Source organism: Nonomuraea sp. NPDC003560, from assembly GCF_042878785.1.
Lineage (GTDB): Bacteria > Actinomycetota > Actinomycetes > Streptosporangiales > Streptosporangiaceae > Nonomuraea.
In genome coordinates this window covers 38197-51506 of the sequence record NZ_JBIAOF010000003.1, presented here as the reverse complement: position 1 = coordinate 51506, position 13310 = coordinate 38197, and the positions used below count along the sequence as shown (strand labels likewise).

Sequence of the window (13310 nt, the reverse complement as noted above, 5' to 3'; positions counted from 1 at the left end):
GGCATGACCCAGCCCCGCACCCGCCGCGACTTCTTCCGCGTCACCGGCCTGTCCGCCGCCGGCCTCGCGCTCGCCGCCTGTGGCGTCCAGGGCCAGAAGGCCGCCCCTCCGAAGGCCGACGCCGTCCAGGACTACTGGTCCAAGCAGAGCAAGCACGGCAAGCTCGTCTTCGCCAACTGGCCCGAGTACATGCCCGAGGACCAGGCCCCGCTGAAGAAGTTCACCCAGACCACCGGGATCTCCGTGGAGTACAAGGAGGTCATCCAGGAGAACGCGGAGTTCTTCGGCAAGGCCGACCCCGTGCTCCGCGCCGGCCAGTCGCTCGGCTACGACATCGTCGTGATGACCAACGGCGTGCAGCTCCAGCACATGGTCGAGCTCGGCTACATCGTGCCGCTCGACCACAGCCGGATGCCGAACTTCCTGGCCAACGCCGGTGACAAGTACAAGGAGCGCGCCTACGACCCGGGCAACCAGTACACGATGCCCTACACCTCGGGCGTGACCGGCATCGCGTACAACACCAAGTACGTCAAGGACGACATCACCAGCATCGAGTCCCTGTTCGACCCCAAGTACAAGGGCCGGGTCGGGATGATGGCCGACGCGCAGGAGATCGGCAACTTCGCGATGTTCGCGCTGGGCGTCGATCCGGAGAAGTCGACCGAGGCCGACTGGAAGAAGGCCGGGGAGAAGCTCAAGCAGCAGCGCGACGCGGGAATCGTCCGGAAATATTACGACCAGAGCTACATCGACGCGGTCTCCAAGGGCGACGTCTGGCTGAGCATGGCCTGGTCGGGCGACATCTTCCAGCGGCAGCTCGCCGGCGAGCCGGTCAAGTTCGTGGTGCCGGCGGAGGGTGGCACGATCTGGACCGACAACATGCTCATCCCCAAGGGCGCGGCCAACCCCGTGGACGCGCTCACCCTCATGGACTACCTGTACCAGCCCGCGGTGGCCGCCGACCTGGATGAGTTCATCCAGTTCGTCACCCCGATCCCGGCCGTGCAGGACCTCCTGCGCGAGAAGGCCACGACGGCCAAGGGCGAGGACAAGAAAGCCCTGGAGGACATGGTGGACAGCCCGCTCATGTTCCCCTCGGAGGCCGACTACGCCAAGCTGCGCACCTACACCACGCTGACCACCCAGCAGGAGCAGGTGTTCAACTCCATCTTCCAGTCGATCACCCAGGCATAGCCATGAAACGGCTCACCCCCTACCTGCTCGCCCTGCCGAGCTGGCTGTGGCTGGCGATCTTCCTGGTCGTGCCCATGGTGGCGATGGCGTCGGTCTCGCTCCAGACGGGCAACGCCATCGACGGCTACGCGATGACGTTCAGCTTCTCCAACTACGCCGACGCGCTCGGCAGGTACAGCGACCAGCTGCTGCGCTCGCTCCTGTACGGCGGCCTGGCCACGGTGGCCATGCTGGTGATCGGGTACCCGGTGGCGTACTGGATCGCCTTCAAGGGCGGCAGCCGCAAGTCGGTGTACCTGTTCCTGCTGCTGCTGCCGTTCTTCGTCTCGTTCGTGCTGCGGACGATCTCGTGGAACTTCCTGCTGGCCGACAACGGCATCCTGTTCGGGACGCTGAAGGGCTGGGGGCTGCTGCCGGAGGGCTTCCACGTGCTGGCCACGACCGTGGCCGTGGTGGGCGGGCTCACCTACAACTTCCTGCCGTTCATGATCCTGCCGATCTACGTGGCCCTGGAGCGGGTGGACCCGCGGGTGGTGGAGGCGGCCCAGGACCTGTACGCCACCCGCGCCGGGGCCTTCCGCCGGGTGGTGCTGCCGCTGTCGCTGCCCGGCGTCTTCGCCGGCGTGCTGATGACGTTCGTGCCCGCGACGGCCGACCCGGTCAACGCGCAGATCCTCGGCGGCACGGCCAACACCATGATCGGCAACATCATCCAGACCGAGTACCTGACCAACCTCGACTACCCGACCGCCTCGGCGCTGTCGTTCACGCTGATGGCGATCCTGCTGGTGGGCATCTTCGTCTACGCCCGCGCGCTCGGCACCGAGAACGTCCTGGAGGCGGCGGCGCGATGAGCGGTGAGCGAGCAATGAGCAGGGGCACGCGGGGCAGGTTCGGCGACCGCCTGCTGCACGTCTACACCTGGCTGATCATCCTGTGGCTGTCGTCGCCGATCGCCGTCATGATCCTGTTCGGCTTCAACGACAAGAAGAGCAAGTCGAACACGAGCTGGCAGGGCTTCACCCTCAAGTGGTACGGCGAGCTCTTCGAGATCTCCGACCTGACCACGGCGCTGCGCAACTCCATCGTGATCGCCCTGGCCAGCACCGTGATCACGGTCGTCATCGGGACGATGCTGGGCCTGGCCGTCGGCCGGCACCGCTTCCGCGGCCTCGGCGCCACGAACTTCCTGGTCTTCGCCGCCATCTCCACACCGGAGCTGGTGATGGGGGCCTCGCTGCTGTCGCTGTTCGTCTCGGGCAACGTGCCGCGCGACGGCAACACGATCATCGTCGCGCACGTGCTGTTCTCGCTCTCCTTCGTCGTGGTGACGGTCAGGGCGCGGGTCATCACGCTCGACCCGTCGCTGGAGGAGGCGGCCAAGGACCTCGGCGCGACCGCCTGGGGCACGTTCCGGCAGGTGACGCTGCCCTCGATCATGCCGGGCGTGCTCGCGGGCGCGATGCTCTCCTTCGCGCTGTCGATCGACGACTACGTGGTGACGAGCTTCGTCAACGGCTCGACCGTCACCTTCCCCCTGTGGATCGTGGGTGCGGTGAAGACCGGCATTCCGCCGCAGGTCAACGTGATGGGTACGCTCATCTTCGGGATCGGTGTGCTGATCGCCGTGGCGAACGCCGTGGCCGCCAGACGCCGCGCCTAGGATCTGCTCCAACAGGCTTTCCCCCCGCGATCCGGCGGGGGGATTGGTGTATTCCGACCAAGAACAGGGAGGCGAGATCGGATTTCGGCGGGGGGAACCCGCGCGTGATCACATCATGCTTTTGGATCCCGCAATCAACAAAGAACAACTAAGACTTTCGTAGGGAAGTGGGATTTGTGGATCCGCTGAAGGCGCTGGCTGACGCGGAGCGCAAGCCGTACTGGCTGGACAGCCCGGCCAGACCCGAGCCGCGCGCGCGGCTCATCGGAAACACCGACGCCGACCTGGTCGTCGTCGGCGGAGGCTTCTCGGGGCTCTGGACCGCCCTGATGGCCAAGGAACGTGACCCTTCGCTGGACGTGGTCCTGCTCGAAGGGCGCAGGATCGGCTGGGCGGCGACCGGCCGCAACGGCGGGTTCTGCATGGCGACCCTCACCCATGGCCTGGCCAACGGCCTGGAACGGTGGCCGGAGGACATCGGCCGCCTCGAACGCATGGGCGTGGACAACCTCGACGAGATCGAGCGCACGCTGGAGCGGCACGGCATCGACTGCTCCTTCGAGCGCACCGGAGAGCTGCACGTGGCCACCGAGCCGTGGCAGCTCGACTCGCTGGGCGAACACCTGGACCTGATCTCCGAGCTCGGCCTCGACTACGTGCCGATGGACGAGCGGCAGGTGCGGGCCGAGGTCAACTCGCCGACCTACCTGGGCGGCCTGTGGGAACGCAGCGGCTGCGCCATGCTGGACCCGGCGCGGCTGGCCTGGGGATTGCGCGAGGCGTGCCTGCGGCTCGGCGTACGGGTCTTCGAGCGCAGCCCGGTGCGTTCACTGCGTGACGACGGCACGACGATCACCCTGCGCACCCCGTACGGGTCGGTCGTGGGCCGCCGGGTGGCGCTGGGCACGGGGGTCTTCCCGCCCCTGCTGCGCAGGCTCAAGCACTTCGTCGTCCCGGTGTACGACTACGCCCTGATGACCGAGCCGCTGAGCGCGGCCCAGCTCGCCGAGGTGGGCTGGCACAACCGGCAGGGCGTCGGAGACTCGGGCAACCAGTTCCACTACTACCGGCTCACCGACGACAACCGCATCCTGTGGGGCGGCTACGACGCGGTCTACTACAACGGCGGCCTGGTCAAGCCGGAGTACGAGCAGCGCGACGAGACGTTCGTCAAGCTGGCCGAGCACTTCGCCACCACGTTCCCGCAGCTCTCCCAGGTGCGCTTCACGCACCGCTGGGGCGGCGTCATCGACACCTGCAGCCGCTTCAGCGCCTTCTACGGCACGGCGCACGGCGGCCGGCTGGCCTACGCCGTGGGCTACACCGGCATGGGCGTCGGGGCCACCAGGTTCGGCGCCAACGTGATGCTCGACCTGCTGTCGGGGGAGGCCACCGAGCGGACCGAGCTGCGGATGGTCAAGGAGAAGCCGGTGCCGTTCCCGCCCGAGCCGGTCCGGTCGGGGGTGATCCAGTTCACCCGGTGGTCGATCGCCCAGGCCGACCAGCATCAGGGCAAGCGCAACCTGTGGCTGCGCACGCTCGACAGGATGGGCCTCGGGTTCGACTCCTGATCCGGTGTTCCGAGGGGGCGCCGGGCCCGCCCGCGGCGGGCCTGGCGCACACTTGTCACCATGAAAGTCGAGTTCGCCGCCGACGGCGTGCGCCTGACCGGTGACCTGCGGACGCCCGAGGGCACGGGCCCCTGGCCGGGGCTGGTGCTCACCGGGCCGTTCACCGGGGTGCGCGACCAGGTCACCGGCCTGTACGCCGAACGGCTGGCCCGGCGCGGCTACGTGACGCTGTCCTTCGACCACCGCAACTGGGGCGAGTCCGGCGGCGAGCCGCGCGGGCACGAGGATCCCCAGGGCAAGCTGGCCGACCTGCGGGCGGCGGTGTCGCTGCTGCGGTCGCGCCCCGAGGTGGACGGCGACCTGATCGGCGCGGTCGGCATCTGCCTGGGCGCCGGGTACGCGCTGAGGTTCGCCGCCTTCGACCCGCGCGTACGGGCGTTCGCGGGCATCGCCGGGGCCTACAACAACCCGTACACGATGCGGTCCGGCATGGACTACCAGGCGGCGCTGGCCGGGTTCGCCGGCGTGCTGGAGCGGCAGGACCGGGGCGGCCCGGTCGAGTGCCTGCCCGCCGTGGCCGAGGAGGGCGAGGCCGCGATGCCGGGCGACGAGCCGTTCGCCTACTACGGCACCGAGCGCGGGGCCTCCGCCTCCTGGCGGAACGCGGTGACCCGGGCCGGGCTGCGCGAGCTGATCACCATGGACAACATGATGGGCGCCGACTTCCTGTCGCCGAAGCCCGCCCTGATCGTGCACGGCGTGATCGACAGGTTCTGCCCGCCGGAGGGGGCCGAGGAGGCGTTCAGGCGGCTCGACCAGCCCAAGAGGCTCGTCTGGGTGGACGCCAAGCAGCACATCGACCTCTACGACCGCGAGCCGTACGTGTCGCAGGCCGTGGACGCCACCGCGGACTTCCTCGCCGAGCACCTCCGGCCGGGAGGCTCCGGAGCCTGACGTCTACGCTGGGGGGTATCGCGCGGAATGGGGGGATTCATGCGTGCCATCCAGTTCACCCGCTTCGGCGGCCCGGAGGTGCTCGAAGAGGCCGAGGTGCCCGATCCGGTGGTGGGGCCGGGCCAGGTGCTGGTCGACGTCGAGGCGGCGGGGCTGAACTTCGCCGACGTGCGGCAGATCTCCGGCCACTACTCCGCCCCCGACCGCCTGCCGCACATCCCCGGCAGCGAGGTCGTCGGGCTCGATCCCCGGGGGCGGCGGGTGATGGGCTTCACCGCCAACGGCTACGCCTCCAGGGCCGTCCTGGACGAGGGCGACGTCGTGGTCGTGCCCGGCTCGCTGCGGGCCGGGGAGGCGCTGGCGCTGCTCGTCCAGGGGCTCACCGCCTGGCACCTGCTGCGCTCGTCGGCGCGGCTCAGGGAGGGCGAGAGCGTGGTCGTCCACTCCGGCGCGGGCGGCGTCGGCAGCCTGGCCGTGCAGCTCGCCAAGGTGTTCGGGGCCGGACGCGTGATCGCCACCGCCTCCAGCGAGGACAAACGCTCGCTCGCCCTCGACCTCGGCGCGGACGCCGCCGTGGACGGCGCGGCCGACGGGTACGCCGAGCGCGTCATCGAGGCCAACGGCGACCGGCCGGTGGACGTCGTGCTCGACGCCGTGGGCGGCGCGGTCTTCGACGCGGCGCTGACCGTGCTGGCCCCCTTCGGGCGGCTGGTGAGCTACGGGTCGTCGTCGGGGGAGCAGGCCGCGCCGGTCGAGGTCGCGCGGCTGACCGCGGGCAACCTCGCCGTCCTCGGGTTCTGGCTGCGTCCGCTGCGGGGGCGGCGGGAGATGGTCGGACCCCCGCTGGGCGAGCTGCTCGCGCTGACCGCGGCCGGGCGGCTGAGGCCGCTGGTGGGCGGCGAGTACCCGCTGGCGGAGGCCGGCCGGGCCGTGGCCGACCTGGCCGGACGGCGAACTGTCGGAAAAGTGGTGCTCCTGCCCTGACGTGCAGGGTGTGACCATTGACGCCACTGGGCAGAAGGTGATCAAAACCCCCGAGACGTGACGATCGCGGGGGTTTGCGGGTGTGGTGGAGATGGCTGGCCGTCGTGGTGGTCTGGGGGCTCGCGGCCGGGTGTGCGGCCGGACGGCTGCCCGAGGTGCCCGGCGTGCGGAAGGCGCCGGTGACGGTCGGCCGATGCGTCCTGAAATTTCAGGACAAGAGGGCTGGGAGGGCGGCCCGCGACCGGCTTGAGCACGACATCGAGCAGTACCTGTCCAGACGCCCGGGACGGGTCGCCTACAGCATGCTGGAGCGCGACAGCGGCATCACCCTGGGCCGCGGCGAGCACCAGCACGACATGATCACCGCCAGCGGCGTCAAGGTGGACATCCTGACGGCGCTCGTGCTCGGCCGCGGCGGCCTGGGCGAGGAGGAACGCGACCTGGCCGAGCGCATGATCACCGAGAGCGACAACGGCGCCGCGGACGCGTTGTGGGGCCGGGTCGGCGGCGCGATGGGCGAGTTCTACCGGCGCATGGGCCTGACCGAGACCGTCCCCGGGCCCGGCGTCTTCTGGGGCGGCACCAACACCAGCCCCGCCGACCGCATCCGCCTGCTCCAGGTGCTGGTGGAGGGCGGCGAGGGCCTGTCCGGCCGCGACCGCGACCTCGTGCTCGGCCTGATGGGACGCGTGGTCAAGGACCAGTCGTGGGGCGTCAGCGCGGCCGCCCGCCCGGTGGACCGGGTGGCGTTGAAGAACGGCTGGACGCCACGCCCGTTCATCCACAACACCTGGGCGGTGACCAGCTACGGCCGCGTCGTCGGGCCGGGGCGCGACCTGCTGCTGGCGGTGCAGACCGACGAGCAGCCGGGGGAGGGGGCGGGCATCGAGACCATCGAGGGGGTGGCCAGGATGATCGGCTCCCGCCTCGACGAGCTGTCGCCGACGATGATCCGGTCCTGCCCGAGGAACCCGGGCCCCTGACGCCGCCCCTCCCGACCCCCAAGACCTCCGGCATCCCGGAGTTGAAGTCAACGACAAATGAAATAAGTCGCCCGTTTCCTGCAATAGGATCGGCTCTCGTCGCGTTTGACTGAAGTGACTGATTGACCGCTCGGCGGCCGGCACCCGCCGGTATCTACCCCGGTCGAAGCCCACCTCCGACGGTGCGCTCCCCCGGGGGAGGACTCCGTCATGATCTGGACGGAGACCCTTGAAGTCCTACCTCGACGTGCTGGCCACCCCCGGCGCCTGGCGGTTCCTCGTGCCCGCGCTGCTGGCCCGGGTGCCGTTCGCGATGACCCAGATGGGCATCCTGCTGCTGGTCCAGTGGTCCACCGGCTCCTACGGCGCGGCCGGGATCACCGCCGCCGCCTCCGCCGTCTGCCAGGCCCTCATCGGCCCCCAGACGGGCCGCCTGGCCGACCGGTACGGCCAGGCCCGCGTGCTGCTCCCGCAGGTGGCCCTGCACGCCCTGGCCATGGGCGGCCTGCTGGCCCTGGCCGCCGCGCACGCCCATCTCGCGCCGCTGGTCGCCATGGCCGCCCTCGTCGGCGCGTCAGGACCGCAGGTCGGCTCGATGGTCCGGGCCCGCTGGGCGCACCGGCTCGGCGGCACCGGCAGGCTGAACACGGCGTTCGCGGTCGAGTCGATCACCGACGAGCTGACGTTCACGCTGGCCCCGGTGCTGCTGGTGGGGCTGTCCACGGCGTACTCGCCGGTGGTCGCGCTGCTCGGCGGGCTGGTGCTGATCCTGGTGGGCACGGTCGTCTTCGCCGCCGTCCGGACGGGCGCGCCCGTGCCGGTGCCGGTCAGGATCGCCGCCTCCAAGGGCGTGCTGCGGCGGCGCGGCGTGGCGCTGCTGGCCGCCGCCTTCCTGGCCATGGGGTCGGTCTTCGGCAGCCTCCAGGTCGGCGTCACCTCGCTCACCACCGCCCTGCACGCGCCCGCCGCCGCCGGACCCGTCTACGGCGTCTTCTCCGGCGCCAGCATGCTCGGCGGCCTGCTGTACGGCGCTGTCCGCTGGCGGTCGTCCGCCCGCGCCCGGCTGGTCGCCGGACTGGCCCTGCTCGCGGTCGCGACCAGCGCGTTCACGCCGGCCGGAGCCGTCCCCCACATGTACGTCGCCGCCGCCCTGGCCGGCCTGGTGATCGCCCCCGTGGTGATCACCGGCTACACCCTGGTCGAGGGCCTGGTCGCGGCGGAGGTCCGCACCGAGGCGTTCACCTGGCTGAACGGCGGCATCGCCCTCGGCATCGCGGCCGGGTCGTCGGTCGCCGGGCAGCTCGTGGACCATTTCGGCGCGTCCCTGGCGTTCGTCGTCGCGCCGGCGGCGACGGGCGTGGCCGCGCTGCTCGTGCTGGCCAGGGTGCGCAGCCTGCGCCCGCTGCCCGCCGGGCCCGCGGAAGAGACCCCGTCGCTCACCGAGGGACCGGCTGCTCTTCCTGGATGACCTTCGGCACGCCGCGCAGCCAGGCCAGCGCGAACACCGCGACCACGGCCAGCAGGACCGCCGTGACCAGCGTCGTCACCTGCATCCCCGACACGAACGCCGTGCGTGCCGCGCGCATCAGCTCCCCGGCCGCCTGCGGGGGCAGCTCCGCCGCCGTGGCGGTGGCCCCGGCGATCGACTCCCGCGCCGCCTTGCCGGGCACCCCCGCGGGCACCAGCAGGTTCGCGCGGTAGACGCTGTTGAGCACCGTGCCCAGGACCGCGATGCCCAGCGCCCCGCCCAGCTCGAACGCCGTCTCCGACACCGCGGCCGCCGCCCCCGCCCGCTCCTTGGGCGCGGTGGCCAGGATGTTGTCGTTGTTCACGGTGAAGGTGAGCCCGACCCCCAGCCCGCCGATCATCATCACCGGCAGCAGGGTGAGATAGTCCAGCTCGGTGCCGAGCATGGCGTACCGGACGAACGCGCCGGCGTTCAGCGCCAGGCCGAGCGCGACCACGCCGTTCCTGCCGAGCCGGCCGATGAGCCGGGCCGCGAGCACCCCGCCCACCGCGCCGCTGAGACCGCCGGGCAGCTGCGCCAGCCCGGCCTGGAGCGGGGTCCACCCCAGGACGAGCTGCAGGTACCAGGCGAACAGCAGGTTCATGGCTGACAACGCGAAGATCGCCAGCAGGTTCGTGCCCACGGACGCGCTGAAGGCCCGCCGCCGGAACAGCCGTACGTCGATCAGCGGCGTGGCCAGCCGGCCCTGCCGCCGGACGAACAGCACCAGGCACACCGCGCCCACCACGGCCGTCCCCAGCACGTCGGCGTGCGCCAGGCCCTGGTGGGCGGCCTCCTTGACCGCGTAGACGGCCGTCACGACACCGGCGAAGGACAGCACCACGCTGGGCCCGTCCACCCGCCCGGCGGGGCCGCGCGACTCCGGCAGCACCAGGAACCCGCAGACCAGCACCAACGCCATGATCGGCACGTTGATCAGGAACACCGACCCCCACCAGAAGTGGTCCAGCAGCACGCCGCCGACGACCGGCCCCAGCGCGAACCCGGCCGCGCTCATCCCGCTCCAGATCCCGATGGCCGCGGTCCGCTCACGCGGGTCGGCGAAGACGTTCCTGACGATCGAGAGCGTGGACGGCATGATCATCGCGCCCGCCAGGCCCAGCAGCGTCCTGGCGGCGATCAGCAGCTCGGGGTTCGGGGCGTAGGCGGTCACCACCGAGGCGGCGCCGAAGCCGGCCGCGCCGATCAGCAGCAGCCGCTTGCGGCCCACGCGGTCCCCGAGGTTGCCCATGGTGACGAGGAGTCCGGCCAGGGCGAACCCGTACATGTCGCCGATCCAGAGCAGTTGCGTCGAGCTCGCACCGAGGTCGGCGACCAGCCGGGGGAGCGCCAGGTGCAGCACGGTGAGATCGACCGAGAGCAGCAGCGTCGCCAGGCAGGCGATGGCCAGACAGGCCCATTTTCGCGTCATGCCGTCCACGGTGGCGAGGACGGCTGACGGGCCGCCTACCGTTCGCTGACCGCCCGGCCGAGGGCCTCGTCGATGCGGTTGCGGATGTCCTCGGTGCTGTACCAGTCGTCGGGGCACTCCGCGCGGGCCTGGGCCAGCAGGGACAGCGCGGCGTCGCGCTCGCCGCCGATCAGCGCCACCTCGGCCATCCCGAGGTGCGCCCACGCCAGCATGTCCATGGAACCCACGCGACGGGCCAGCTCGGCCGCCTCCTCGTAGTCGGCCCGCCCGCCCAGCGGCTCGCCCATGCCGAGCAGCGCGTCGCCGCGCCGGCACAGGGCCTCGGCCATCTCCGCCCGCGCGTCGAGCTCGCGGGCCAGCGTCAGCGCCTCGTCCGACAGCGCGTACGAGGCCGCGTAGTCGCCCTCGCGGGAGGCCAGCTCGCCGAGGCCCGACAGCACCAGCACTGCCCCCCAGCGCTCGCCGATGCCCCGGAAGGCGGCCAGGGCGCGCCGGAAGGCGGCCAGCGACTCCTCGACCCGCCCGAGGATCTGCAGCACGAACCCCGCGCCGCTGTACGACAACGCCCGCTGCCAGGGCGGCAGCCCCTCGGTGTGGGCCTGCAGCTCGTGGTAGATCTCCTCGACGTCGCCCGGCGGCCCGGTGAACATCGACCGCATCATCATCAGGAACTCCACCCGCTCCGGCAGATGGGTGATCGGCAGCAGCTCGCGCACCTCGGCCAGCCGCTCGCGCACGACGTCGTCGGCCACGCCCGTCCAGGCGGTGACGAGCAGGCACATGACGTACTCCTCCTCCATGCCTGCGGGGCGGGCGTCGCCGATCCTGGCCAGCAGCGCGGCGGCCAGCCCGGCGATGACGCCGCGGTGGCCGCGCATCCACCAGTAGCAGGCGCTGTGCGCCAGCAGCCGCAGGCCGGTCTCCGGCTGCCCGGACGCGGTCGTCCAGCGCACGGCGGCTTCGAGGTCGTCGCTCTCCTGGTCGAGGCGGGCCAGCCAGGTGAGCTGGTCGGCGGTCCGCAGCAGCGGGTCGGCGGTCAGGACGAGGTCGAGGTAGTAGGCGGTGTGCGCGTCCCTGGTCGCGGCGGTCTCGCCGGACTCGGCCAGGCGTTCCGCGCAGAACGCCCGGATCGTGTCGAGCATGCGGTACCGGCCGCCGACGTACTCCACCAGCGACTTCTCCGCCAGCGAGAACAGCACCTCCTCCGGCAGCCCGCACACCCGCTCGGCCGCCTCGGGCGTGGCGCCGCCGACGAACACGCTCAGGCGGGCGGCCAGGCGCTGCTCGGCGTCGTCCAGCAGGTCCCAGCTCCACGCGACGACCGCGCGCAGCGTCTGGTGCCGGGGCAGCGCCGTACGGCTGCCGCGGGTCAGCAGCCGGAACCGGTCGTCCAGGCGCGCCGCCACGTCGGCGACCGACAGCGTGCGGAGGCGGGCCGCGGCCAGCTCGATGGCCAGCGGCAGCCCGTCGAGCGCCCGGCAGATGCGCACCACGTCGGCGGCGTTGCCGGCGTCCACGGCGAACCCCGGACGCACGGCGGCGGCCCGGTCGGCGAACAGCCGGACGGCGGCGTACTCCAGCGGGTCGTCCGGCTCCGGCGGCGGCAGGCGCAGCGGGGACACCGGCAGGATCGACTCCCCGGTGATGCCCAGCGCCTCGCGGCTGGTCGTCAGCACCCGCAGCCCCGGGCAGGAGGCCAGCAGCGCGTCGGCGAGCTCGGCGACGGCGGCGACCAGATGCTCGCAGTTGTCCAGGACGAGCAGCAGGTCGCGCTCGGCCAGCGCGGTGAGCAGCCGGGTGACGGGACCGACCGCGGCGCGCTGGGGCGCGGGCAGCAGGGCGTCGCGGATGTCGAGGGCGACCAGCACCGCGCCGGGCACCCCGGCGGCGCCCGCCACGTGGGCGAGGGGCACGAAGCACACGTCGCCCGGCTCCTGGGCGGCAGCCTCCTGCGCCAGCCTGGTCTTGCCCGCGCCGCCGGGGCCGATCAGCGTGACGAGCCTGCTGTCCCGCAGCCGCGCGCCCACCTGCGCCAGCTCCTCCGCCCGGCCCACGAAACTGGTCAGCTGCGCCCGCAACCCCTGCTTGAACCCCCCGCGCGACGACCCGGCAGGCCCTCCGGGCGCGGGAAGGGACGAGGGAACCGGCGGCTGGATCGGCGCGGCAGCCGGTGCGGAGGCCGGCGCAGCGTTCGGCGCGGTGCTCAGCGGGGGGTTCGGTGCGGTGCTGAGCGGGGGGTTCGGCGCGGTGCTCAGCGGGGGGTTCGGTGCGGTGATCTGCGGGGTGAGGGACGGGTCGGCGCGCAGGACGGCGAGGTGCGCGGCGGCCAGCTCGGCGCCCGGCTCGATGCCCAGCTCCCGGTCGAGCAGCCGCCGCGCCTCGTCGTAGGCGGCCAGCGCCTCGGCCTGCCGGCCGCTGCCGTACAGGGCGCGCATGAGCTGGGCGCGCAGGCGCTCGCGCAGCGGATGGGCGGCGGTGAGCCGGCGCAGCTCGGCGACCAGGTCGCGGTGCCGCCCGAGCGCCAGGTCGGCCTGGAGGCGGTCCTCGACGGCCGCCAGCCGCAGCTCCTCCAGCCCGGCCGCGGCGGACACCGCGTGCGGCGCGTCGGCGAGCGGCGCGCCCCGCCACAACTCCAGCGCCTCGGAGAGCAGCGCCGCCGCCCGCCCGGCGTCCCCGGCGGCCAGCGCCCGCCGCCCGTCCACGGCCAGGAGCTCGAAGCGGCGCGCGTCCACGTCGTGCGGGTCGGCGACCAGCCGGTAGCCCGCCGGGTGGAACTCGACCAGGTCCCGGCCGAGCGCCCGGCGCAGCCTGGACACCTGGGACTGCAGCGCGTTGGCCACGCCGTCCGGCGGGTGGGGGCCGTAGAGGTCGTCCACGAGCTGTCCGGCGCCGACGACGCGGCCGGCGTTCAGGGCCAGCAGGGTGAGCAGGGCGCGCACCCGCGGCCCGCCGAGCGCCACCGGCGCGCCGTCCTCGTCCAGCACGCTGGTGGGTCCGAGGATCTCGAAGCGCATGCCCC

Annotated in this window: 10 protein-coding genes; 8 read left to right on the top strand and 2 right to left on the bottom strand. The window is 72.4% G+C overall.

The features are described from left to right. Window positions 1–3 precede the first annotated feature (3 nt). From ACFYUV_RS11065 to ACFYUV_RS11030, 8 genes are all read left to right on the top strand, one after another. Window positions 4–1197 carry a spermidine/putrescine ABC transporter substrate-binding protein gene (locus ACFYUV_RS11065; protein ID WP_387667594.1) on the top strand — a complete coding sequence of 398 codons (1194 nt, stop codon included), beginning with the start codon at window positions 4–6 and terminating at the stop codon, window positions 1195–1197. Between the two features lie 2 nt (window positions 1198–1199). Further along, window positions 1200–2051: an ABC transporter permease gene (locus ACFYUV_RS11060; RefSeq protein WP_358283817.1), complete on the top strand. Its 852-nt coding sequence runs from the start codon at window positions 1200–1202 to the stop codon at window positions 2049–2051. Window positions 2052–2065: 14 nt separating this feature from the next. After that, entirely contained in the window at window positions 2066–2860 is a 795-nt protein-coding gene (locus ACFYUV_RS11055) for an ABC transporter permease (protein ID WP_357984262.1), read from the top strand. A gap of 176 nt (window positions 2861–3036) precedes the next feature. Continuing rightward, window positions 3037–4431 (top strand): FAD-dependent oxidoreductase, encoded by a 1395-nt coding sequence (locus ACFYUV_RS11050; protein WP_358283821.1) that lies wholly within the window; start codon window positions 3037–3039, stop codon window positions 4429–4431. A 60-nt stretch (window positions 4432–4491) separates the two neighbouring features. Continuing rightward, window positions 4492–5385, top strand: a complete 894-nt coding sequence (locus tag ACFYUV_RS11045) for an alpha/beta hydrolase (protein WP_387667590.1) — start codon at window positions 4492–4494, stop codon at window positions 5383–5385. 39 nt (window positions 5386–5424) lie between these two features. Beyond that, window positions 5425–6369, top strand: coding sequence for a zinc-binding dehydrogenase (locus tag ACFYUV_RS11040; RefSeq protein WP_358283824.1), 945 nt, complete (start codon window positions 5425–5427; stop codon window positions 6367–6369). 80 nt (window positions 6370–6449) lie between these two features. Continuing rightward, window positions 6450–7352 (top strand): serine hydrolase, encoded by a 903-nt coding sequence (locus ACFYUV_RS11035; protein WP_387667588.1) that lies wholly within the window; start codon window positions 6450–6452, stop codon window positions 7350–7352. Between the two features lie 229 nt (window positions 7353–7581). Further along, the gene (locus ACFYUV_RS11030) at window positions 7582–8820 is read left to right on the top strand and encodes an MFS transporter (RefSeq protein WP_387667586.1); all 1239 of its coding nucleotides are present in this window, start codon (window positions 7582–7584) and stop codon (window positions 8818–8820) included. On the opposite strand, the gene ACFYUV_RS11025 is transcribed toward ACFYUV_RS11030, so the two are convergent. After that, the gene (locus ACFYUV_RS11025; protein WP_387667583.1) at window positions 8789–10291 is read right to left on the bottom strand and encodes an MFS transporter; all 1503 of its coding nucleotides are present in this window, start codon (window positions 10289–10291) and stop codon (window positions 8789–8791) included. The genes ACFYUV_RS11030 and ACFYUV_RS11025 overlap by 32 nt on opposite strands. 35 nt (window positions 10292–10326) lie before the next feature. After that, window positions 10327–13305: a BTAD domain-containing putative transcriptional regulator gene (locus ACFYUV_RS11020; RefSeq protein ID WP_387667580.1), complete on the bottom strand. Its 2979-nt coding sequence runs from the start codon at window positions 13303–13305 to the stop codon at window positions 10327–10329. Window positions 13306–13310: the final 5 nt, after the last annotated feature.

Excerpts from the sequence above, each read along its gene's own strand:
- ACFYUV_RS11065 (WP_387667594.1), top strand. The coding sequence starts at position 4 with ATGACCCAGCCCCGCACCCGCCGCGACTTCTTCCGCGTCACCGGCCTG.
- ACFYUV_RS11060 (WP_358283817.1), top strand. The coding sequence starts at position 1,200 with ATGAAACGGCTCACCCCCTACCTGCTCGCCCTGCCGAGCTGGCTGTGG.
- ACFYUV_RS11055 (WP_357984262.1), top strand. The coding sequence starts at position 2,066 with ATGAGCAGGGGCACGCGGGGCAGGTTCGGCGACCGCCTGCTGCACGTC.
- ACFYUV_RS11045 (WP_387667590.1), top strand. The coding sequence starts at position 4,492 with ATGAAAGTCGAGTTCGCCGCCGACGGCGTGCGCCTGACCGGTGACCTG.
- ACFYUV_RS11040 (WP_358283824.1), top strand. The coding sequence starts at position 5,425 with ATGCGTGCCATCCAGTTCACCCGCTTCGGCGGCCCGGAGGTGCTCGAA.
- ACFYUV_RS11025 (WP_387667583.1), bottom strand. The coding sequence starts at position 10,291 with ATGACGCGAAAATGGGCCTGTCTGGCCATCGCCTGCCTGGCGACGCTG.
- ACFYUV_RS11020 (WP_387667580.1), bottom strand. The coding sequence starts at position 13,305 with ATGCGCTTCGAGATCCTCGGACCCACCAGCGTGCTGGACGAGGACGGC.